22 protein-coding genes are annotated in these 22,691 nt (G+C 57.3%); 17 read left to right on the top strand and 5 right to left on the bottom strand.

Going from position 1 to position 22,691, the window contains the following annotated elements; translation table 11 throughout:
- The 10 genes from ABDW72_RS19515 to ABDW72_RS19560 all read left to right on the top strand — a co-directional run.
- Positions 1-326 (top strand): hypothetical protein (locus tag ABDW72_RS19515; RefSeq protein WP_347160294.1); only part of this gene is annotated, 326 nt, incomplete at its 5' end.
- Complete coding sequence (locus ABDW72_RS19520) at positions 323-1,231, top strand: IS3 family transposase (protein ID WP_347160361.1); 909 nt, start codon at positions 323-325, stop codon at positions 1,229-1,231. The genes ABDW72_RS19515 and ABDW72_RS19520, both read left to right, overlap by 4 nt.
- A gap of 366 nt (positions 1,232-1,597) precedes the next feature.
- On the top strand, positions 1,598-2,338 hold the full coding sequence (locus ABDW72_RS19525) for a ZIP family metal transporter (protein ID WP_347160295.1): 741 nt from the start codon (positions 1,598-1,600) through the stop codon (positions 2,336-2,338).
- A gap of 124 nt (positions 2,339-2,462) precedes the next feature.
- On the top strand, positions 2,463-2,783 hold the full coding sequence (locus ABDW72_RS19530; RefSeq protein ID WP_347160296.1) for a DUF6660 family protein: 321 nt from the start codon (positions 2,463-2,465) through the stop codon (positions 2,781-2,783).
- Between the two features lie 133 nt (positions 2,784-2,916).
- Complete coding sequence (locus ABDW72_RS19535) at positions 2,917-3,132, top strand: hypothetical protein (protein WP_347160297.1); 216 nt, start codon at positions 2,917-2,919, stop codon at positions 3,130-3,132.
- Entirely contained in the window at positions 3,125-7,543 is a 4,419-nt protein-coding gene (locus tag ABDW72_RS19540; protein ID WP_347160298.1) for a CusA/CzcA family heavy metal efflux RND transporter, read from the top strand. The genes ABDW72_RS19535 and ABDW72_RS19540 overlap by 8 nt, the downstream gene beginning before the upstream one ends.
- A 14-nt stretch (positions 7,544-7,557) precedes the next feature.
- On the top strand, positions 7,558-8,796 hold the full coding sequence (locus ABDW72_RS19545) for an efflux RND transporter periplasmic adaptor subunit (RefSeq protein ID WP_347160300.1): 1,239 nt from the start codon (positions 7,558-7,560) through the stop codon (positions 8,794-8,796).
- Positions 8,797-9,103: 307 nt separating this feature from the next.
- Positions 9,104-9,421 carry a hypothetical protein gene (locus tag ABDW72_RS19550; RefSeq protein ID WP_347160301.1) on the top strand — a complete coding sequence of 106 codons (318 nt, stop codon included), beginning with the start codon at positions 9,104-9,106 and terminating at the stop codon, positions 9,419-9,421.
- A 418-nt stretch (positions 9,422-9,839) separates the two neighbouring features.
- Positions 9,840-10,733, top strand: a complete 894-nt coding sequence (locus ABDW72_RS19555; RefSeq protein ID WP_347160303.1) for a cation diffusion facilitator family transporter — start codon at positions 9,840-9,842, stop codon at positions 10,731-10,733.
- 808 nt (positions 10,734-11,541) lie between these two features.
- The gene (locus ABDW72_RS19560) at positions 11,542-12,492 is read left to right on the top strand and encodes a calcium/sodium antiporter (RefSeq protein WP_347160305.1); all 951 of its coding nucleotides are present in this window, start codon (positions 11,542-11,544) and stop codon (positions 12,490-12,492) included.
- Positions 12,493-12,661: 169 nt separating this feature from the next.
- Here ABDW72_RS19560 and ABDW72_RS20410 read toward each other — a convergent pair whose 3' ends face one another.
- The 3 genes from ABDW72_RS20410 to ABDW72_RS19575 all read right to left on the bottom strand — a co-directional run bounded on the left by ABDW72_RS20410 (position 12,662) and on the right by ABDW72_RS19575 (position 15,673).
- Positions 12,662-14,662 carry an acyltransferase family protein gene (locus ABDW72_RS20410; RefSeq protein WP_430438170.1) on the bottom strand — a complete coding sequence of 667 codons (2,001 nt, stop codon included), beginning with the start codon at positions 14,660-14,662 and terminating at the stop codon, positions 12,662-12,664.
- Between the two features lie 79 nt (positions 14,663-14,741).
- Positions 14,742-15,146 carry a hypothetical protein gene (locus ABDW72_RS19570; protein WP_347160307.1) on the bottom strand — a complete coding sequence of 135 codons (405 nt, stop codon included), beginning with the start codon at positions 15,144-15,146 and terminating at the stop codon, positions 14,742-14,744.
- 113 nt (positions 15,147-15,259) lie between these two features.
- Entirely contained in the window at positions 15,260-15,673 is a 414-nt protein-coding gene (locus ABDW72_RS19575) for a hypothetical protein (RefSeq protein ID WP_347160308.1), read from the bottom strand.
- A 349-nt stretch (positions 15,674-16,022) separates the two neighbouring features.
- Between ABDW72_RS19575 and ABDW72_RS19580 the strand changes: the two genes are divergently transcribed.
- Together ABDW72_RS19580 and ABDW72_RS19585 are read left to right on the top strand one after the other, a co-directional pair.
- A complete protein-coding gene (locus ABDW72_RS19580; protein WP_347160310.1) occupies positions 16,023-16,250 on the top strand; it encodes a hypothetical protein in 228 nt (75 codons plus the stop codon).
- 12 nt (positions 16,251-16,262) lie between these two features.
- A complete protein-coding gene (locus tag ABDW72_RS19585) occupies positions 16,263-16,919 on the top strand; it encodes a CPBP family intramembrane glutamic endopeptidase (RefSeq protein ID WP_347160311.1) in 657 nt (218 codons plus the stop codon).
- Positions 16,920-17,113: 194 nt separating this feature from the next.
- On the opposite strand, the gene ABDW72_RS19590 is transcribed toward ABDW72_RS19585, so the two are convergent.
- Together ABDW72_RS19590 and ABDW72_RS19595 are read right to left on the bottom strand one after the other, a co-directional pair.
- The gene (locus ABDW72_RS19590) at positions 17,114-17,659 is read right to left on the bottom strand and encodes an ImmA/IrrE family metallo-endopeptidase (protein ID WP_347160312.1); all 546 of its coding nucleotides are present in this window, start codon (positions 17,657-17,659) and stop codon (positions 17,114-17,116) included.
- A gap of 23 nt (positions 17,660-17,682) precedes the next feature.
- Positions 17,683-18,063, bottom strand: coding sequence for a helix-turn-helix domain-containing protein (locus tag ABDW72_RS19595; RefSeq protein ID WP_347160313.1), 381 nt, complete (start codon positions 18,061-18,063; stop codon positions 17,683-17,685).
- Between the two features lie 281 nt (positions 18,064-18,344).
- Here ABDW72_RS19595 and ABDW72_RS19600 point away from each other — a divergent pair, with 281 nt between their 5' ends.
- The 5 genes from ABDW72_RS19600 to ABDW72_RS19615 all read left to right on the top strand — a co-directional run bounded on the left by ABDW72_RS19600 (position 18,345) and on the right by ABDW72_RS19615 (position 22,690).
- Complete coding sequence (locus ABDW72_RS19600; protein ID WP_347160314.1) at positions 18,345-19,082, top strand: SH3 domain-containing protein; 738 nt, start codon at positions 18,345-18,347, stop codon at positions 19,080-19,082.
- Between the two features lie 13 nt (positions 19,083-19,095).
- Positions 19,096-20,298, top strand: a complete 1,203-nt coding sequence (locus tag ABDW72_RS19605; RefSeq protein WP_347160315.1) for an SMODS domain-containing nucleotidyltransferase — start codon at positions 19,096-19,098, stop codon at positions 20,296-20,298.
- A complete protein-coding gene (locus tag ABDW72_RS20430; protein ID WP_488168643.1) occupies positions 20,279-20,722 on the top strand; it encodes a type II CBASS E2 protein in 444 nt (147 codons plus the stop codon). The genes ABDW72_RS19605 and ABDW72_RS20430 overlap by 20 nt, the downstream gene beginning before the upstream one ends.
- A 271-nt stretch (positions 20,723-20,993) precedes the next feature.
- Positions 20,994-21,719: a type IV toxin-antitoxin system AbiEi family antitoxin domain-containing protein gene (locus tag ABDW72_RS19610; RefSeq protein ID WP_347160316.1), complete on the top strand. Its 726-nt coding sequence runs from the start codon at positions 20,994-20,996 to the stop codon at positions 21,717-21,719.
- Positions 21,716-22,690: a nucleotidyl transferase AbiEii/AbiGii toxin family protein gene (locus ABDW72_RS19615; RefSeq protein WP_347160317.1), complete on the top strand. Its 975-nt coding sequence runs from the start codon at positions 21,716-21,718 to the stop codon at positions 22,688-22,690. The genes ABDW72_RS19610 and ABDW72_RS19615 overlap by 4 nt, the downstream gene beginning before the upstream one ends.
- The last annotated feature ends 1 nt before the right edge of the window (position 22,691 follow it).

A 22,691-nucleotide genomic window follows, 5' to 3' on the forward strand; every position in this document is an offset into this window, starting at 1 on the left:
TCAAGGAGGCGGCTGCCTTTCGCGTGCTTTTTGGCGGCGAAGATGCCAGGCATATCATGCAGGAGCTTGGCGTACACAGCGTCAAAACAATTCATCACTGGGTTACTGACTATCAGCGTAAGATTGAGCAAGGACTTATATCATTACCACCCATGAATGAGAAGCAAAAGCAAAACCTGGAAGCCCTGAGGCAGCGGAACAAGCAGCTGGAGAAAGCCCTGGAAGAGGCGAACCTGATGATCCTGGCCCTGCACACGATGATTGAGGTGGCCGAAAAGGACCTGAAGATTTCGATCCGAAAAAAGCCTGGTACCAAACGGTCCTGACCCTTCAGCATAAGGGAACAGCAAAGGCAAGTGTCGGTTGCCTTTGCCGACTGTTTGGGAAAAGCCGTCAAGCATTTCATCAGCGGAGGGTATTTCTGGACCGGCGTGCTGCACAGTGCATGCTGGCATTGGATCTGGTGACCGCCCTCAGAAGGGAGATACCCGGGCTGGGGACAAAGAAGCTGTACCTTCTGCTGCGGGAGCCCCTGCATAAAAGCGGGATCACCATGGGCAGGGACCGGCTGCATGAGCTGCTCCGGGCACACCATCTGCTCATCCGGCACAGAAGATCTGTGCCCAAGACCACGTACTCTAACCATCTTCTAAGGAAGTACCCTAATCTGGTAAAGCAGCTCCCCGTCCTGGAAACTGAGCAGGTATGGGTATGCGACATGACCTATATTTATGTGGGCTTTGACTTCAACTACCTGTCTCTGATCACCGATGCCTATTCCAAGAAGATCGTGGGCTACTGCCTGCATCAGTTTTTGAGCACGGAAGGCTGCCTGAGCGCCTTGGAAATGGCGCTTGCCACGCGCAGTAAACAAGGGAACGGGCTTATTCACCACTCTGACCGGGGCGTGCAGTACTGCAGCTTTGAGTATGTAAAGCAGCTAAGGACAGCAGGCATTGCCATTAGCATGACAGACAGCGGCGAGGCGTACGAGAACCAGATCGCCGAAAGGGTGAACGGAATCCTGAAGCATGAGTTCCGGCTCAATCAGGTGTTTAAGTCTCATATGGAGGCTTTGTTGGCCGTGGAAAAGGGTATCCGCAACTACAATACCCTTCGCCCTCACATGAGCTGTGGCTACCTGACTCCCTCACAGGCTCACCAAGTGGAAGAACCTTTAGTGAAGCAGTGGAAGAGTACGCCACCGGCCAGAGAAGCTGAAGGCATATGAGCCAACAAGCTGTGGATTTATGGATAACTCCTGCAGAGTTAACCACAAGTCCACAGCTGCAATAATAGTAGTAGTAGTTAGATGAAAAAAGTAGCGCTAGCGTCAAGCTAATTCCGTACTTAATTAGACCATCGAAGAGTAAATGAACACATTTGACAAGCTATAGCCGGTATTAACTTCTTGATTTTATCATTCATCCAAAATCGTCAACTTTTTCCAGGACGGGACCAACTGTCAACTTTTTTCAGGACGAGGCAACCTTTTTCTTTTACATGTAGCTGTCCCAAAAGCCGGATTTATATCCGGGGCCCCATTCTTTGCGTAGCTTAAGGCAAGACATCAACTTTGCTTTGCGGCAACCCAAGCATGGATAACGCTCTGATCAACGCACTGCTGTACGCCCTGCTCCCCTTGGGAGCCATTATGATTGGCGGGGCGGTGGGCATCTTCTTTCCCCCCGGTCCCGCTCTCCGCAGCGGCATTCTACATTTTGCCGCCGGCGTGGTCTTCTCCGTCGTCTCCGTCGAGCTGCTGCCCGACATCGTCCGCCTCCACGCGCCCCTGGAGATCGTGCTCGGCTTTGGCCTGGGCATCGTGGCCATGCTGGCCGTCCGTTACCTGAGCCAGAAGCTCGACGCGCACCCGCCCGCAGGAGGGGGAGAGGCCGCGGAGGCGCTCCCCCTGGGCCTGCTCACGGCCATGGGCGTGGACCTGCTGGTGGACGGCTTCCTGCTGGGCATCGGCTTTGCGGCGGGGGCCAAGGAGGGGGTGCTGCTGACGCTGGCGCTCACCACCGAGGTCTTCTCCCTCGGGCTGGCCGTGGCCGTGACCCTGGGCAAGAGCCGCGCCACCCGAACGAAGACCCTGCTGATCCTGGGAGGCCTGGGCGTCACCTTCCTGGTGGGGGCCGCCATCGGCACGGCGCTACTGGGCGGGGCCTCGGGCAACCTGCTGGAGATCATCCTCTCCTTCGGTCTGGCGGCGCTGCTGTTCCTGGTGACCGAGGAGTTGCTGACCGAGGCCCACGAGGAGCCGGAGTCGCCTTTGTTGACGGCCTCCTTTTTCGGCGGCTTCCTCTTGTTTCTCCTCCTGGGCATGCTGGCGTAGCTGGGCAAAAGCGATCTTGGGGTGAAAGGCAACCCTCTTGCCCACTCCCCAGACCCAGCCTTGGTCGGTGCGGCGGCGAACTTGCCATAGTGTTGCACGGTTATAATGCGTATCTTTGCGGTAGATGAGGCTAGCGCTCCACATACTGACCCTGCTTCTGCTGACGCTCTCCCTGAAGCCATGCGCAGACAGGCCGGCCCCCGGCGAAAGGGGCAAGGTGGCCATCGTTGTGGCGGACCTGCACCAGGACCACCAGGACAGTGGGGCAGACAGCTGCCTTCCTTTCTGCTCCTGCCATTGCTGCCACACCCATTTCCAGCCACAGCCTACGCAAGCAGTCGAATACGCCTCCTTACAGAACGTAGCCCCGCGGCAGGGGCAGTATCAGAGCCTCCATGTTTCCTCCCGCTCCCGTGCTATCTGGCAACCGCCTCAGGTAGCCTAATACCCCTCTATTCTCTTAAGGACAGGACAATACCGCTGTACCGCCGGTACGGGCGGGCGTGCCCATTGCTGGTCCCGTCCTGTTCATCCCAAACAAATCAAAGCACAAGAGGCCCTGGGCTTTAAGACGCCTTTTGCCCATCGGAACCGAAAATCCTAAAAGAGGAAGCCAAAAACAACTAGCGCACCGGCAAGAGCACGCGGAAGCCACACTGAAAGGCTGGAAAGCCCCATGGCCGAAGCGGCTGCAGCCGGGCTTGTTTGTGATCATCCCCCTGCAGGGGGATGGCTGCCTTGGGCGGGGCGCGCCATTTCCTCTCCGTGCGCATAAAGAAACCAACCATGATTAACAGAATTATCGCTTTTTCTATCAAGAACAAGCTTATCATCGGCCTGCTGGTCATCGCCTGGATCGGGGCGGGCGCCTGGGCCATGTCCACCGTGAGCCTGGGCTCGGTGCCAGACATCACCAACAACCAGGTGCAGGTCATCACCACGTCAGAGAACCTCTCCACAGAGGACATCGAGCAGTTTGTCACCTACCCGGTGGAGCTGGCCATGGCCAACCTGCCGGGGGTGGAGGAGATCCGCTCCGTGTCCCGCTTCGGCCTGTCCGTCGTCACCATCGTCTTCGAGGACGATATGGGCACCTACCTGCCCCGGCAGCTGGTGCAGGAAAAGCTCCGCGAGGTGAGCGAGGAGATCCCGGATCAGTTCGGAACGCCCTCCATGGGCCCCATTAGCACCGGCCTGGGCGAGATTTACCAGTACGTGCTCGAGCCGCAGCCGGGCTATGACTCGGTGTACACCCCCACCAAGCTGCGCACGATCCAGGACTGGATCGTGGCGCGGCAGATGGCGCTTGTGCCGGGCGTGGTGGAGGTAAACGCCTTCGGGGGAAACATCAAACAGTACGAGGTGGCCCTGGACCCGGGCAAGCTCAACGCCATGCATGTGTCTGTCTCCGAGGTGTTCGAGGCCCTGGAGAAAAACAACGTCAATACCGGGGGCGCTTACATCGAGCGCAACAGCATGGCCAACTTCATCCGGGGCGAGGGCCTGGTGCGCTCGCTGGACGACATACGCAACATCGTCGTCCGCAACGACGGCGGGACCCCGATCCTTGTCCGGGATGTGGCAGACGCCGTGCAGTTCGGCAGTCAGGTGCGCTACGGGGCCTTCACGCAGGACGGCCAGGAGGCCGTGGGCGGCATGGTGCTCATGCTCCGCGGCGAGAGCCCTGACAAAGTCATCACGGCAGTGAAGGAGCGTATGGCCCAGGTGCAGCAATCCCTGCCGGAGGGTTTGGTGATCAAACCCTTTATCGACCAGAGCAACCTGATTGCCCGTACGACCAGCACGGTGTCCAAGAACCTGACGGAGGGGGCGCTGATTGTGGTGTTCGTGCTGGTGCTGCTGCTGGGCAGTTTTAGGGGCGGCCTGATCACCGCCTCGGTCATCCCGCTGGCCCTGCTGTTCGCCTTTATCCTGATGCGCGTCTTCCACGTGTCGGCCAACCTGATGAGCCTGGGCGCCATTGACTTCGGCATCATTGTGGACGGGGCCGTGATCATCGTGGAGGGAACGGTGCACCTGATCGAGAAGAAGGTCAGGCAAGGGAAGCAGGCGCTGGGGCAGGAGCAGATGAACGCGGTCGCCTATGAGTCCGGCAGTACGATGATGAATGCTGCCTTCTTCGGCCAGATCATCATCCTGATTGTGTTTGCGCCCATCCTCTTCCTGACCGGCGTGGAGGGCAAGATGTTCCAACCCATGGCCTTTACCTTCGGCTTTGCCGTGCTTGGGGCCATTATCCTGTGCCTGACCTATGTGCCCGCGATGGCGGCCCTGTTCCTCAGGCCTTCCTCTGAGAAGAGCCTGCTGGGCCGTTTTGAGCGTAAAGTGGAGCACACCAGCAACCGGCTGATGGGCGGGATGCACCGCCTTTACCTGCCTTTGCTGCGTAAGGCCCTGAACCACAAAGCCATCGTGGTCATTGCCGCCGTGGTGCTGCTGGTTGGGGCCGGCTTCACCTTCGCCCGCATGGGCGGGGAGTTTATCCCGAGCCTGGACGAGGGCGACATCGCCATGCAGGCGCTGCTGCGCCCGGGCTCCTCCCTGTCCGAAAGCATCGAACAGTCCAAGAAGATCGAGAAGGTCGTGCTGGCCAACTTCCCGGAGGTGAAGACGATGGTGGCCCGCATCGGGGTGTCGGCCATCCCCACCGACCCCATGCCGATGGATATACTGGACTCCTTCATCATCCTGGAAAAAGACGAGCAGAAATGGGTGAACGCAGACTCCAAGGAGGAGCTCATCGAAAAGATCAAAGAGAAGCTCTCGGTGCTGCCGGGCATCAACTTCGTGTTCAGCCAGCCGGTGGAGCTGCGCTTCAACGAGCTCATCAGCGGCGTGCGGGAGGACGTGGCCGTGAAACTCTACGGGGAGGACCTGGGGGTGCTGGCCAGCAAAGGCCGGCAGATGGCGCAGCTGATCCAGACGGTGCCGGGCGTGGGGGACGTGAACCTGGAGGCGATCTCCGGCCTGCCGCAGATGACCGTGCGCTTTGACCGGGGAAAGATCGCCCAGTACGGGCTGAACATCGAGAGGCTCAACAACTACATCAGCGCCGCCTTCGCCGGCGGGGTGGCCGGCGTGGTGTTTGAGGGGGAAAGGCGCTTTGACATCGTGGTGCGCCTCTCAGAGGAGAACCGCCGTGGCATTGAGGATGTGCGCAACCTCTATATCGACCTGCCCAGCGGGGAGCAGGTGCCCCTGCAAGAGGTGGCCGACATCAGCTACCAGCCGGGCCCGATGCAGATCTCGCGCGACAACACGTCGCGCCGCATCAACGTGGGCGTGAACACGCGGGGACGCGACGTGGAGAGCGTGGTGCAGGACATACAGACCAAGCTGAACGCGCAGCTGGACCTGCCGCCCGGCTACCGCGTCACATACGGCGGCTCATTTGAGAACCTGCAGCGGGCCAAGGCACGCCTGCAGGTGGTGGTGCCCATCGCCCTGGCCCTGATCTTCGTGCTGCTGTACTTTGCGCTGCACTCACTGGCCCAGTCTATCATGATTTACATGGCCGTGCCGCTGGCCGCCATCGGGGGCGTCTTTGCCCTGGCCCTGAGGGGAATGCCGTTCAGCATATCGGCCGGCGTGGGCTTTATCGTGCTCTTCGGGGTGGCCGTGCTCAACGGGTTGGTGCTGGTGAGCCGGTTCAACAGCCTGAAAGAGGAAGGCGTAACGGACCTCAGGCAGCGGATTTTCGTGGGGACGGAGGAGCGCCTGCGCCCCATCCTGCTCACGGCCACGGCCGCCGTCATGGGCTTTATCCCCATGGCCCTGTCCGCCTCTGCCGGCGCGGAGGTGCAGCGGCCGCTGGCCACGGTGGTGATCGGGGGGCTGGTGACGGCCACCTTCCTGACCTTGGTGGTGCTGCCTATCCTGTATTACGTAGTCGAGGCCAGGGCCGGTAAACGCGGAGGCAGCGCAGGCGTTGCCGTGGCCCCGTCCCTGTTGGCGCCTCTCCTGCTGGGCGCAGGGCTCCTGTTTGTCCCCGCCGCTTCCAGGGCACAGGGAACTCCTGTGCTTCCGGATAAACTTCCTGCTCTATCCGTTGAGGAGGCTGTTCAGCGGGCCGTGGCCGGTTATCCTGCCGTCACGGCGGCCCGGCTGGGCGTTAGAAACCAGCAGGCCCTCAGGAAAACAGCATGGGACCTGGGCAGCACCCAGGTGTTCTCCGGAAAGGAAGAGGTCGGCCGCGGAACGGAGGACGGCGTCTACAACCGCGTCGGCGTGCAGCAACAAAACATAGCGTTGTTCGGTATCGCGCCCAGGCTCCGGCTACAGCGGGAGCAAGTGGACCTGGCCCGGGCAGAAGTGAAGCTCACGACCCTGGAGGTGGCCCGGGAGGTGCGCATCGACTGGGGCAGGGCGTATGCGGCCCGGATGCGCTACACGCTCTACCAGCAGCTGGACTCAGTGCTGGCCGGGTTCACCAGGGCAGCCGAGGTACGCTACGAAACAGAGGCCATCTCCCACCTGGAGTACCTGGCGGCCACCAATGAGTCCAGGCGGATCACCGTTCAAAAGGAGCAGGCCTACCGGGATTTCCGGGCCGCGGTGCGCCAGCTGAACCAATGGCTGGGGGCAGACACTACCTTTACTGTCCGGATGCAAGCCCCTGCAGAGCTGACGGCGGCTGTCCCAGCGCTGGCCGACTCGCTTGCCCAGCACCCTTTGCTGGACTATGCGCAGCAACAGGTCGAGGTAGCCAAGGCGCGCCAGCGTGCGGCCAGGGCCGCCTACCTGCCCAGCCTGAGCGGGCAGTACGCCTCCCAGGAGGTAGGGGGGCGAAGCGGGTTCTACAGCTATCAGGTGGGCATCAGCTTCCCGTTGCTGCCTTTCCCGGAGCGGGGGCGCGCCCAGTCCGCCAGGATAGAGCGGGAGATCGCTGTGCAAGACCTGCAACGCACCCGTGCCGAACTGCAGGCCGGCTACGGCAGCCTGGTGGAGGAGTACAGAAAGTGGCTCAACTCCTGGCAGTACTATCAGCAAGAGGCTTTGCCGCTGGCGGTGCAGCAGCGCAACGGGGCGATCATCGCCTACCGGGAGGGGGCCGTGGACTACATCGGCTTTCTCCAGATCATCAGAGACGCTATCCAGGTGGAGCTGGACGCGCAGCAGGCGCTGGGCAGCTACCTGGAAACCAAGGCGCGCCTTATTTACTTTCTTCAATCAGCAAACCAATAAACGACCTAAAGAAGATGCATATCAAAAACAACATAGGCCTCTTACTGGGCGCGCTGCTCCTGCTTGGCGCCTGTAACACACCAGACAAGCAGGCAGCGCAGCGAGAAGCCGCTGCGGCACACACGGAGGCGGGAGCACAGGAGGCGGGGACCGTAAAACTGACGCCCGCGCAAGCGGAGGCGGTCGGCCTGGAGCTGGGCCCCCTGCAAAACAGGAACCTGTCGGCCACCACAAAAGTAACGGGCGAGCTGGAGGTGCCGCCGCAGAGCCTGGCGGAGGTCAGCGCCGTGGTGGGGGGAAACGTGCAGGAAATCAAAGTCATCGAGGGAGACAAGGTGCGGAAGGGGCAGACGCTGGCCCTTTTGACGCACCCGGAGCTGGTGCAGATGCAGGTGGACCTGCAGGAGGCGGCCAGCAGGCTGCAGTTCCAGGAGCAGGAGTACAGGCGCCAGCAGCGGCTGTATGCGCAGCAAGTCGGCTCCGGCAGGGACCTGCAGGAGGCTACATCCAATTTTAAGGCCGGGAAGGCACAGGTGGAGGGGCTCAAGTCCCGGCTCCGCATCCTGGGGGTGAGCCCGGCACGCGTGCTGTCCGGCAATATCTCCCAGTCGGTTCCGGTTGTCTCTCCCATTAGTGGGGCCGTGCAGCAGGTGAGCGTCAACACCGGCCAGTACGTGCCGCCCCAGCAGCGGATGTTCACGGTGGTGGACAAGTCGCAGCTACACGCCGACTTCAGGGTCTTTGAGAAGGACATGGCGAAGGTGAAGGTCGGCCAGAGCGTGTACTTCACCATCGGCAACTCGCCTGGGAAGGAGTACCGGGCCGTGGTGTATAACATCAGCCCTGCCTTTGAGCAAGACGTGAAGGCCGTGCACCTGCACGGGGACATCAGGGGAGAGACGGAGGGCCTTATCCCGGGTACCTATATCGAGGGGCGTATTGCGACGGATAGCGCCACCGTGCCGGCGCTGCCCGAGGCCGCCGTGGTGCAGGAGGGGGGGCAGGAGTTCGTCTTCTATAAAACGGGGGAGGAGCCAGGCGGAGACGCAGCCAGGGCCGGGAACAGCGCCGCGCCTGGTGCAGGGCAGGGCTGGGTCTTTAAGCGGGTGCCGGTGGCTACAGGGAGCATGGGTGACGGCTGGGTAGAGGTAAGGCCACTGGAGCAAGTGCCGGACAGCGCCCGCTTTGCCTACAGTGGGGCCTACAACCTAGTCTCAGAGATGGGAAAGGGAGAAACGGAGCACGCAGACTGACGCTTATCAGAGGGGTAGCCCATAGGCGGTGTGCCCCCGGCTTATCCTAGAGGGAGTATGTTGCTGCCTATGCCTGGTAGTAAGAAGCAGGGGGTTGAAGGGAAACCGGTAGGAGCAAAATCATAGTAATGCGATGAAGCAAGTATACTATAGCCGAAACCAGGATGGGCCACAACAAATGCTCTTGATGAGGCTCTTTACATGGAGAATGGCTGCCGCGTATCCCTGTAAAACCTGTATGCGGGCTAAAGGCCTTTTGGACTTGCGAGCCTTATTTTGTTTCTTTGACTAAACCAAAAACAACGCGATGAATCGATTCAAAAACCTGTTCCTGGCAGTGTTACTCATGGTCCCGTTCCTCTACTCGTGCGAAGAAAGCACAGACGTGGTGGAATCAGGTACCTACCAGGGGACGATTGACGAAGTGGAGGCCGACAAGTCTGAGATATATGTGAAGACTGCGGATGACAAGCGTCTGGAGTTGTACTTCACCGAAAACACGACCCTGACCAAGGATGGCGAAACCGTTGCTTTCGACCAGTTGAAGGAAGGCGGAAAAGTGGAGGTCGAGGTAGAGAAAACAGGCCAAAGCCTGGACCCTATCGCGGTAAGAATACTGGAGTAGGACCAGTAAACTGAATTTCTGACGATCGCCATGGTGGCCAAACGGCTTACCTGTTTCATCAACCCGCCTTGGCAGAAGGCGGGTTGTTTTTTGCGGTTTGGCTCCGCCTGTTTACCTGGCCGCAAGCACCGTTTCCCGCACCACCCGTAACCCGACTGTGCTGAAGGGCCACCAGATTTACCCTGTTGCTGACCTACATGTTTGCCACGGCAGCCCTTGTAGACGCCTGTCACCTCCCCTGGGGTGGTGATTGCGGGGCGCTTTCTACAGATTTTAGTAATTTTGCGGTTGCCTGCCGGAGGCCTCCCATTCGTTTAGGCCGGGCTTGGGCGCCCCTGTCGTGTACCAGCAGGCGGGCGGGGTAGGGGTAGCATCCGGCGATTGTGCCGAGTTTAATAGACAGAAGGAACAGCACCACATGGAGAACCAGGCACAGCCAACAACACACCAGGGACTTAAAACCACGCTCATTGGGATATTGTTCAGTGCCTTTCTGGCGGTACTGAAGGCATTGGGCGGCATCTTCGGGCATTCTTTTGCTCTGATAGCCGATGCCATTGAGTCCACGGCGGACATTTTCACCTCCACTATGCTGTGGCTGGGCCTGAAATGGTCCTCCAGGCCGGCAGACCGGAACCACCCCTACGGGCACGGCAAGGCCGAGGCGCTGGTGGCTATCGGCATTGCGCTGGCCCTCTGTGCGGCGGCTTTCCTGATCGGCAGGGAGAGCATCGGGAACATCCAGTCGCCGCACAAGACGCCAGCCCCGTACACGCTCCTCATCCTGCTGGTTGTCATCGTGACCAAAGAGCTGCTCTACCGCTTTGTGCTGAAGACAGGTCTGGAGGCAAACAGCGAGGCGGTAAAGGCCGACGCCTTCCATCACCGCAGCGATGCCATCACGTCCGCGGCGGCTTTCATCGGCATCACGATCGGGATAGTGGGAGGCAAGGGATACGAAGTGGCCGATGACTGGGCTGCGTTGCTGGCCGCCGGTATCATTCTGATCAATGCCTACCACATACTACGGCCCGCGATCGGGGAGCTGCTGGACGAGGAGCTGGACCCTGTCCTGAACCAGCGCGTGGCGGAATTGGCCGGGGAAGTACCCGCCGTGGTAAAGGTACAGAAGTGCCACACGCGCAAGATGGGCGTCATGAACCACGCGGACCTGCACATCTGGGTGGACAAGAACATGACCGTGGAGCAGGGGCACGTGGTGGCACACCAGGTAAAGGACAACATACAGCGGCACCTTCCGCAGTTCATCGACGTGATGATTCACGTTGAACCCACGGCTGCGGCAGACTGACAAGCATACTAAGCTTTCACCCGTTCCCGCTCTGCTTTATCTGTGCCATGTGCTCTGAGGATGCCGACTAGCCTATTCGTCCGGTAGTGCCCGCGGGGCCGCGAATGGATAGGTTGAATCTCACCTGAAATAACATATCTAGTCCTGATATAGATTGACCAAATTGAAGGACAAAGCATCGGTCAACGTTATTTAGGACGGGTCACAGAAACAGGCTGTATCAATAAACGGCGGAATTAAGCGACGGGGCAGGGGAGTACCTCTAACAGCTCTTATGAGGCTCAATGCTTCTCTTTTTGCCATCTCATCAAACTGTTTCCTCTATACCCAATAAGGTTGAGTTTATGAGACTGTTAGCCGGTGTATCCCCTAAGCACCTATTGGAATTAGGAACCCCATGGTGCACGGGTAACGCTGGCAAAGCAACACCCTTTTGCCGTACCATCCGGCAATGGGCCTAAGCGCATGGCTACAGTTCTTTAAACCTCGTATTTACGCAACTGCCTGTTGCGCAAGATGGAAGGCCGGTGAAGGGCAGCAGTAGAACAAAAAGGCTGTCCGTGGGAGACAGCCTTTTCTCAACCTATCCTATACTCAATGGTATAGAAAACATGTAACTTCTTGTGCTCCATGTCTTTTACGGCCAGGACAGCATCATGTTGCAATGCCGGCAGCTGGGGCGTGCAGGTGCGAGGCGACATGTAGCCGCCCTGCTGGTTCTGGTCTTGCCAAAATACCCTACTTTTGCAGGTGCCCTCGCAGGGGCAGCTTGCCGTTCCTGCGTATGTGGCGCTAAGCATAACAGGCAATGGTCGATTACCTTATCCTTATAGCAGGGTTCGTCTCCCTGATCTTCGGCGCCGACAAACTGGTCGACGCCTCCTCCAGCCTGGCGTCCCGGCTGGGCGTCCCCAACATTGTCATTGGCCTGACGATCGTGGCTTTCGGCACGTCGGCCCCGGAGCTGGTGGTGAACGTGTTCGCCGCCACCGGCGGCAGCACGGAGATGGTGCTGGGGAACGTGCTGGGGAGCAACATCTTCAACATCCTGGCCATTCTGGGGGTTTGCTCCCTGATCCGCCCCCTCACCGTCAAGACCAACACCACCTGGCTGGAGATCCCCCTGAGCCTGCTTGCCGCCGTCTCCGTGCTGCTCGTCTCCGGCGATGCGCTCCTGGACGGCGCGGCCGTGGGGCTTATCTCCAGAACGGAAGGGCTCCTGCTGCTGCTGTTCTTTGCGATATTCCTGGTCTACAACCTCAGGCTGGCGCAGGGCGGGGCAGCCGGGGAGGAGACGGAGACAAAGGATTACACGTACCTGCAGGCCCTCCTGCTCATCGGCCTGGGGCTGGCCGGGCTGGTCGTGGGTGGGAGGCTGATCGTGACCAGCGCGGTGGGCATCGCCCAGGCGCTCGGCCTGTCGGAGAGGGTGATCGGGCTGACTGTGGTGTCCATCGGCACCTCCCTGCCCGAGCTGGCGACCTCCGTAGTGGCGGTCAGGAAGAGGAACGTGGACATCGCCATCGGCAACGTGGTGGGGTCCAACATCTTCAACATCTTCCTGATCCTGGGGCTCTCCACCGTCATCGCCCCCCTGCCGGTAAGTAAGAGCTCCTTTCTGGACATCGCCGTCAACATCGCGGCCAGCCTGCTGCTGTTCGTCTTCCTCTTCACCGGCAAAGGAAGGCAGCTGGTGCGGTGGGAGGGGATGATTTTGCTTGCCTGCTACATGGCGTACCTGGCCGTGCTGGTCAGCTAAGGGTTTTTTGAGGCCCCTTTGTTAGCCCCGGCCTGTACTCAGCTATACCTGACGTCGCGCCCGGGCATAAGCAGGTTGCAGCTGCGTTGGGCAAGCCTTGGCTTGTGCAATCGGCGATGCCGGGGCATGCACCCGCTCCCAAGCGAGCAGGAAATGCCGGGGAGCGGTGCTACTTTCGAGACGCCACAGGCTTGTCGCTCAAATCAAGGAAATCGCGTGCCTCGGGGCTAGCCAGGATCCTGGAGACGATCAGGTCCGCCCCGTACGGGGTCACATGGTGGTTGTCGGCCATGTAGGGCACCCCCCGGGGGGAAAGCCGCGGGGCGCTGCCGGAGTTGAACACCCGAATGTAAACCGGCCCCAGGTGCCTGCTCAGGTATTTGTCCAGCTCGGCGGCATAGGCGTCCCGGAACCTGTGCCCGGTGCTCCGGCCGTACTCAAAGTCCCTGGCCGCTACCGTGGCGTAGGGTATGGTGTAGCGGTCTGTCTGCCCCACCACCAGCGCCTCGATGTGGTGTTGCCGGAAGTATGCCAGCGTTTCCCGCAAGCCGGAAAGGATGCTGTCCCGGGGGATGTCCTTTTTGCCTGCCCAGCTGGCCGTCAGAAGGACCCCGTCGATGTCGCTTGCATGCCTGGGGATAAACTGCCGGAACATGTAGTCCATCAGCGGCCGGACCATCGCCTCCTCCCCCTCATGGGCCCGGAGCGTGGGGAAGGTGCCGGAGGCCGTGGCCTGGAGCAGGTGGACCCCCTTGCTTTCCAGGCGCTCCCGCAGGGAGCGCGACAGCTGCCCCATATGGCTGTCGCCGAGCAGCAGGATGTTCTCCTTGCCCTCTTCGATGCACAGGCAGCGCCCCTTGTCAAAGTCCTCCATGTTGCTCACGTGGCAGGTATCCCGCCAGTACTGTGCGCCCAGCTCCCGCCCGTGCTCGCTCAGGTAGCCCTCGATGGCGATGGTCTTGTCCTTGTAGAGGAGCTGGTTGGCCTTGAAGTACGCCAGGCCGGCCGTGCCGGCGAAGAGGGCTACCATGGCCGCGACCAATGTTCCGCTGCCGGCGAGCCGGCGCGTCTCCACGTACCGGTAGGACAGGTGGCCCAGGGCCAGGGACGCAAGCGTCAGGGAGGCCACGGCCCATGGGCCCGCCACCAGGCCGAAGTACTGGGCCAGGACAAAGACGGGCCAGTGCCACAGGTACAGGGAGTAGGAGATGCGCCCGATGTACTGGACGGCACCGAGCCGGACGGGCCGCAGGTCCCCACAATCAGCCAGGATCACCAGGAAGGTGGCCACTACCGGGAGCAGGGTGAAGGGGCCGGGCCAGGGCATGGCGGTGTCAAGGAAGACAAAGCTGCAGGCGATGGCCGCATACCCCGCCACGGCCACGGCCCTCCGCCACCGGTAGCCTCTGATGTGGCCCTCCGCGAAGAAGGCGATCCCCCCGCAGAGCATTTCCCAGGACCTGGTCGGAAACAAATAGAAAGAGGCGGTCGGATTGGTTTCTGCAAGTATGAAGGACAGCGTTGCGATCAGCACGGTAACCCCGGCGAAGCAGAGCAGGTAGGAAAGCCGCTTCCTGAACACCTTGCCGAGCAGCAGCAGCGCGCCTGGATAGAGCAGGTAAAACTGCCACTCCACGGAGAGGGACCAGGTGTGCAGCAGGATGTTCATGTCCGAGGAGGGGTCAAAGTATCCCGAGTGCTGCCAGTAGAGGATGTTGGAGAGGAAAAGCACGCTCGCCGCCGCGTTCTGCCCGTTGAGGCTGTATTCCTGGGGGAGGTAAAGGAAGAAGCCGGCCAGGGTGAGCACCGTGACCAGGCAGAGCAGGGCGGGCGCGATCCGCTGGAGCCGCTTTGTGATGTAGTGCCTGAAGGAGAAGTCCTTTCTGTCGATGGACCGGGCGATGATGCGGGTCATCAGGTAGCCTGAGATGACAAAGAACACGTCCACCCCCGCGTAGCCCCCCTGGAAGAAGGGCACCTTGTAGTGGAAGAGGAGGACCCCCAGGATCGCTACTGCCCGCAGGGCGTTGATGTCGTACCTGAAACCAGGCCGTGGCGCTGTTTTACCTGTCATTGAGTGGTGCTGAAAGTTTACTGCCTGGCCTAAACTCCTTTCAAGCAAAAAGGTTGCGGCGGCAGGCATCCCTATAACGAAGGGGGAGGGAATCATTGTGCCTGGGCCGCTACCTTAGTCGCCGGTTTAGCAGGAAACAACTTCCCCGCCCTTTGGATGGTCGGGCGGCGGGGGCTTAAGCGGGCACAGAGGACACCAGCCAGCCCAAGGCCTCGGCCTGGCTGTCAAAGCTGCGGAACTCCAGGGGACGGTGGGGGCCCTGCCGGCCCTCGGCGGCGATCCGGGCCGACCTTTCCTGCCACCCGTCGTCTGCCCCCGCCAGCCGCGCCATTTTCCGGAGCCGGGTCTTGCTCAACTCCGAGATGAAGCTGGCGTAGGCGGCCCCCTGCCCCTCGCCCTCCGTGCCGACGGCGTCCAGCAGCAGGAGCTTGATGTCGTAGCTCCTCACGCTCTCCACCACCAGGCCCAGGCACATGGCGATCTCCGAGAGCCCGAACTGCCGGGCGTCGGGCAGGACGGCGACCAGCACGTCCGTGGCCGGGTCATAGTCAAGGGTGATGATGCCTTTGTAGAGGAGCATGGCGAGGCGTTTGGGTAGAGTACAGCAAAGGTGAGCGTTTGTTTGACTAATATCATAAAATATTTACCTATATTAAGAAATGTCTATAACCTAATACAAGGTGCGTGCCTAGCTCACGCCTCCCCCCGCAGCCACCTGACGGCCTCCTCCCGGGAGGGGAAGCTCTTCAGCTCGAAGGGGAGCCGCAGGGACCGGCGGATGTGGCCCATGTTGGCCTGCGCCGTCTCCTCCACGGACTGGTCCTGCGAGGACACCCTTGCCACCCGCAGGACCCGGGTCCGCGCCAGCCCCGCGGCCAGGTGGGCGGCCACCTGCCGGCTCTCCGCGTCGCCCACGGAGACGGCCGTGGTGCTGGAGTTGAGCAGGACGAGCTTGATGTCATAGCTGCTGACCGCCTCCACCAGCTTATCCAGGTTGAAGATGACCTCCGAGAGCCGGGACCCGTGCAGGTCCGGGTAGTCGGCCTCCAGGATGTCGGTGGATGGGTCGTAGCTTAGCTTGATGGCGCTGTTGTCGAACAGGAGCATGGCGGTTTCGGTTAAGGTGTTGGCCCAGGCAGCCGCCCCGTCAGGGGGCGCTGCGCTCAAAGAAACCGCTTGTGTGGTCTGCAGTGTAGGAAACTCCCCTGTGCTTACTCCCAAAGCCGGGGCAGGGTTCCCGTTATTCCGGGCCGCTCCGGCGGGGGAGGGGAGGAGGTAACGCCAGGCGGGGCGCAGCTTCACTAACTCCCCCTGTCGCTTTACCCCGGAAAAGCCTTTTTACGCTATGAGTTTTCATAATATAGCATAACCCTCAGGCCGAAACAGCTGTTTTCACCCTAATGCTGCCGCCTCCGCCTTCCCTGAGCTGCGACAACTGCTGCATGACTTAATAGCGATGAGCGAGATACATACATTCCTGAAAGAGGTCGCCTCCTGTGACCAGCTGGTCTACACCAGGGTGAACGAGGAGTGCTTCTATTGCCGGTTTTACGCCAGCGGCTGCTACCGGGACAGGGTATTTGTCACCGACAGCGCCCTGCTGGAGGCGCTTTCCCGGCTGCGGGAGGACGAGCTGATTGAGGCCCGGGAGGTGGCGCGCCTGGCGCTCTGCTGCCAAGTATAACAGCGGCACACCATGGAGAAACCAAGCTGGAGGAGAAGCCTGCCGGACCTGGGGATGGTCCTGTTGCTGGTGCTTTTCCCGCACTACGTGCCGCTCCCCTTCTACTCCTATGCCCTGGTGTGCTTTCTAGCCCTGCTCTATTACCTGAGGCGGAGCGGGGAGAGCCTGCGCAGCCTTGGCCTGCAGAGAGACGGAGTGAGACCAGGGACGGTGGCGGTGGGCCTGCTCTCGGCGCTGGTGTGGGTGGCTTTCATGCGCTGGGTGTACGGGCCGCTGATCGCGCACTTCTTCACCGTGCCGGACTACACCGAGTATGACTTCATCCGGGGCAGCGTGCAGCGACTGGCCATGACCCTGGTCGCCGCCTGGGTGGTCGGCGGTTTTTACGAGGAGGTCGTCTTCCGGGGGTTCATCCAGAGCATCTTTGAGAAGCACCTTGGAGGCAGGAGGGGTGCCTTCTGGCTATCGGCGGTGGCTGCCAGTATCTTGTTCGGCCTCTACCACTGGCAGCAAGGCATCTTTGGGGTTGTGGCGGCGACGCTGGGCGGGCTTTACTGGAGCTGTGTCCTGAGGCTCCTCGGAAGGAACCTGTGGCGCCCCATCCTCTCGCACGCCCTCTACGATACCATTGCCTTGGTGCTGATCTACCTGGGTCTGTTCAACCGATAGCAGTTTTACGAACGCCGGGCCGCACGCCCCTGAGTCGGTGATACATCGTTTTTATTGTTTCAGCAGAGCTTTTACTTTAGCCATCTAAATTATTAATAATCACTATATTTATATAGTCTTATAATTTACCTTATGTTAAATAGTTCTATTTTGGGCATCGGATAATAGATGTTTAATTTAGTAAAGTCAAAATTTCAGCGCCTCAGCTGACGGCTTACTCCCGTTATAGAGCGGCGATAACTGACCATTTGTCGGCTTGCCTTAAACCAAGAAGCAACCGCTGCTACATCCATGCCTTGCCTGAGCGCCCATACTAACCCTTCTCTTGGGATCTGAAGACACCCACCAAGCCACTGCGCTTCTTCCTCCTGCTCCGGATCATATGAATGCAGAAAGAAGGATTGTTTTTCTTCCTGACACTTTGATCTGTGGCCCAGCATGCAGTGAGCTATCTCATGCATCAGGTCACTTTCCTGTCGAGTAGGTGCATGCAAGTGATTATGAATAATCAAAGGAGGCGTGCATCCAATAACAGCTACGGCTGAAACATCTCCAGAGCAGATTGTCTCAACATCACTACCTGTCAGGCCCGGAATCTCGTTTACCGCAAAGATAGTGATACCAAGATAATCTGCCAACTGCCTGGCCAACAGGCAATCATAGGCCCTTAAGCCTAACTCTTTTCGTAACTGAACCGACCGTCTCTCAGCCTCAGTTTTGAATCCGCGCCGCAACTTCATACTGCAAATTAAATCTATGTAACTTAGTCTTCGGTCAACTTCTTGTCGTCTTTCTGACTGGCTTCGATTGCTAAGTTAACCATTTTAACAATTGCATTTATTGTATCCGGCTGCAAAGTACGCTCCGCTCTTAGAAGTATTTCTATCTTCTCCGGAACAGAAGCTTCCTGATGGGCGACAGACTTGTCAAACTGCTCAATAACAAAATCTTCAGGGGACATGCCCAGCCAGCGGCATAGCCGGATAAAGGTGTCAAGATCTGGCAACCTGCCCTGTTCTATTCTTGATAAGGTCGGGGAACTGACATCACCTATTTCTCGGGCAACCTCACGAAGACCACGTTTGCCACGCCGCTCTTTCAATAGAACCGCCAGCTTGTCAGTGTTTATTTCATTCGGTTTCATGACATGTATTTTCCGTAAAGCTGACAATGTTTCATGTATGAAACAAGTTTTATGGACAAAATATTACTATCTGTTTCATTTGTGAAACATTTTAAATACACGAAACATAATGGCATATAATTTGAAGACCAAAGGTCTATATATGAATAATAAACTTTACACTGAGGATGGCACATTATGTACCCCCCGGCTGTCAGGAAGGCCGGAACTTTGACATTTATAAAGTAGCTGACTTTACAACTCCACTACTAAAGAGTTGCCTCTGTTTCCGGCGAGCCTGTATGGCCGTTATCGCCATCGTTTTTTTTATGTCCATCTCCATACAAGCTCCTGCCCAGCAGAAGCTGCCTTCCACCGAGGCAATCGTTGAACGTCTGAGCTCCTTGGAAAAGGAGAATCAACGCTTGAAGGAAGATATAGCTGTTGTGAAAAGTGAAAACGATGAACTGGAAGCGTCACTCAAAGAATATGAGCCATTCAAAAATTGGGCATGGATTCTAAGCGGGCTTGGGTTTGGGAGCATCTTAGGACTGGCTTGGATGTGCTTAAAAGTTATTCCAGCCAAAATCAACAAGCAGGTTGATGAGATTATTAACAAGATACTTACCGATCGGCGGAATGACTTCCTTGGGCTACTTAAAGAATATGATTTCGAGAAATCAGTCAAGGAGCGGCACCGGGTCGTACTGCTGTCTCACCGGAACGGAAGCGATGACTACCATTACCGCATGCTTGAAACAAATGGCTTTAATGTAACGGCCCTCACCAAACTGGAACAATTGCAAGACGCTGAGTTTGCCTCAGAAGACATTCTTGTTATCAACAATGACGGTTTTCATTGGACTCTTGAACAGGTACACGCATTCATCAACGCCCATCCGAACTATTGCTTCTATTTCGGAAAGGGCGTGATCATACCCGAACCTAACCGAATGGACCGGTTTGCCGCGGCTAACTTTCGAACGCAGTTCATCGGCAATCTTATGAACCTCCTAAAATACTCTCACCATCAAAACTAAAACCCTTATAAATATGTCTGTAAACCCTTACTTTCTTGAGTTCCTGTCCAACATTCGGCTCACCAAGAGCCAGCTGGATGACTTAATTACCGGCCACAACACCCTACGCGACCGGCTTACCAATGATGCTGACTTATCTGAAATCATTGTCAGCACCTTTCTTCAAGGCAGCTACAGGCGAGCGACTGCCATCAAGCCTAAAAATGGCAAGCGGGCGGATGTCGATATTATCGTGGTGACAAACCTTGACAGACACACTACCACCCCTGAAGAGGCTTTAAAATTGTTCATTCCTTTTGTTGAGAAGCACTACAAAGGCAAGTACCGGATTCAGGGACGTTCTATTGGTATCGAACTTTCCTATGTGGATCTGGACATCGTGATTACATCGGCCCCCTCAGAAGCAAACAAGGCGCTCCTTAAGTCGGATAGTGTAACAACCGCACTTGCCCTGGAGGAGTTAGGAAGCAATTGGCGGCTAGTGAGTTCATGGGCTGAGCCTTCCGTACAGAGGAACTGGACTTCATTGATGGTTGAGTCTGTGCGTGCAGCAGCTGAATGGAAAACAGTTTCACTCTACATCCCGGACCAGGAGGCTAACTACTGGGTGGAGACTAACCCGCTGGAACAGATCCGGTGGACACGTGATAAGAACAAGAACACCAATGGCCATTTTGTCAATGTGGTGAAAGCCTTGAAATGGTGGCGCGTCTGTAAGCTGACTGATCTCAAATATCCAAAGGGTTATCCTATAGAGCACATGATCGGCGACTGCTGCCCCAGTTATATTACATCGGTAGCAGAGGGAGTTGTCAAAACGCTGGAGGCCATTGTTTCCAACTATGCCTGGAACCGCACCAACGAAACGACTCCAGTATTAGCTGACCGAGGGGTACCTTCTCACAATGTATGGAAGCGGGTTTCAAATGAAGACTTTGTAGCCTTTTATGATCATGTAGTAGAAGCTGCAGCCACTGCACGGAAGGCGTACGAGGCGGAGTTAATGAGTGAACAGGTTCAACTATGGCGGTCGCTGTTCGGCTCTGAGTTTCCACAGATGAAGGAGGAAGATACACGTGGTGAGCGACTGGCCGTGAAAGCAAAACAGTTAGAATCCGGAGCAGCTACCATCGGCGGCGGCATTAATATCATAAAAGGTACAGCGGGAATTACCGTGCCACGTGAACGTAACCACTATGATACGGGCAACTTATAACGAGGAATATTCTGCGCTAGAACAATTCGTTCAACTGGCTGCTATCAGGCATCATTTTCCGGATTGTAAAACCCGGATAGCAGGAAAAGTTCTCTATGTTGACTTTGTAGTCAGAGATCCCGATTACAGAAATGAGTACCATGTGCAGGTTCAGTACATGTCTCAGTCCCTGCACAAGGTCTTTATATTGAAACCCAAAATAGTCGCGTCAATTGCTATCCATATGTATCCTGATAGCAGCCTGTGTCTGTATTACCCTCCGGATATTTCTCCATTCCGGAGGCTTTGGGTAAGCTATGACTTGATACCGATGACTGTCCTGTGGCTGTGCCACTATGAGCAGTGGTTGATCAATGGGAACAAATGGATGGGGCGGGAAGCACCCGGACATACAGAATTGCTAGAGCGCATAAAAATTTTATAGTGTTACGCTACCTAATTTTTTAGCTCAAGGTTCATCAAGAGTTTACTTTATATTAATTGTAAAATAATCAATTCTTTTGAAGTTTCTGCATCCAATATTTTCATAATTCCTTGTGATTATCTACCTGTTATAATGTTTTAGAACAATCATATCATAAATTAATATTTATGATAAAGGTATTTTGTCAAGTTTTATAACGAAAAAACTTGACAAAATATAAGGCTAATACTTATCTTTGAAGAGCGGTTTTACTCTACAGAGGAAGCAGAACATGAGCATTATGCAGCAAGTCCGGGAAAGAATTGAGCAGGCCCAGCCCGGGCAGCTGTTGACATATGCCGACTTTCAGGTAAATGACAGTCAACTGGAGGCCCTGGCAGCGGCGCTCAGCCGCCTGGCCAAGCAAGGGGTGATCAACCGACTGGCAAAAGGCCGCTACTATAAGCCGAAGGAAACCGTTTTCGGGAAAGTAAGACCATCCGAAAAAGAGATCATCAAGAGCCTGAGCACCTCCAAAGGCAAAGTCAAAGGGTACGAGAGCGGTTTGGGGCTTTACAACCAGCTGGGTCTGACCACGCAGGTTCCCCAGGAGGTGACGCTGATGACACGCAAGCAGCGCCGGGTGGCGAACGTAGGAAAAACTAAAATCCGTTATGTTCAGAGCCCCGCCAACTTCAAGGAGTCTGACATTGACAAGCTTCAGGTCCTGGACGCACTACGCGGTTTTAAGAAGATCCCGGACCGCAACAGCGAAAAGACGATCCTCATTCTGCTTAAGTATATCAAAGAGTTAGCCGAACGTGACATGAATCGGTTCATGGAGCTGGCGCTGGACTATAACCCCGCTACCCGTGCCCTACTGGGAGCCCTGCTGGAGCAGCTGAGTTATGCACAGGAAGCAGACAGGCTAAGGGAGTCGCTCAACCCGCTGACAAAATACAAATTGGGCATTAGCGAGAGCATACTGCCCAACAGAAGAGACTGGAGTATCATATGAACCTGCACCAAAATCCGGAGGTGTTCCGGGATGCCATTACGGCTACGGCAGAGACCCTGCAGATCAGGGATGTGTATGTGGAGAAGGACTATTGGGTAACACTGGTGCTTTACCGGCTGGCGCACTCCCCCTACGTGGAGCAGGCCATCTTCAAGGGCGGCACCTCCCTATCTAAGGCCTACAACCTGATTGAGCGCTTTTCTGAGGACATTGATCTAGCCATCAACGCTGACGAAGGCATGACTAATAACCAGGTCATGCAGCTGATCCGCAAAATCTCAAAAGAGATCACGAAGGACATGGTGGAGGTAGCTGACCCGTACCGGACCAGCAAGGGCTCCCGCTTCCGCAAAACGCTGCACGACTACGGGGCCTCCGTGCAGGGAGACTACGGTCAGGCTACCGACAAGATTTTAGTCGAGATTAACTCCTTTGCCAGCCCTAACCCACACCAGCTGATGTCGATCAAGACCTACATCAGCCAGTTTATGGCTCAACGCGGCTTGCTGGACATGATCCGCCAGTATGGGCTAGAGCCCTTTGAGGTGAATGTGGTCAGCTTGGAGCGCACCTTCACAGAGAAAGTGCTGGCCCTGGTGCGGGCTTCTTACGCCGAAAACCCGATAGATGAATTAGGTAGCAAGATTCGCCATGTATATGATCTGCATGCCATGCTAAAAGCACCTGCAGTGACCGCCTTTCTGCACAGCGAGCACTTCTTCGAAATGATCAAGGCCGTGCAGGCCGATGACGCCCGCAATAGCGAATTTCAGGGGGACTGGGCCATGCAGCCGTTAGATGCTTGTCTGCTGTTCGCCGATGTAAGAGGGGTTTGGAATTCTTTAGAGACTGCTTATCAGCAGGAATTCCGTTCTCTTGTGTATGGTACGCTGCCTGACGCGGAAGAGATTGTTACCGTCTTGGGAATAGTCGCTGCACGCCTTAAGGCATTCGGAGACAGGAAGAGTTGAT

This window comes from Pontibacter chitinilyticus (assembly GCF_039748935.1).
Classification (GTDB): Bacteria; Bacteroidota; Bacteroidia; order Cytophagales; family Hymenobacteraceae; genus Pontibacter; species Pontibacter chitinilyticus.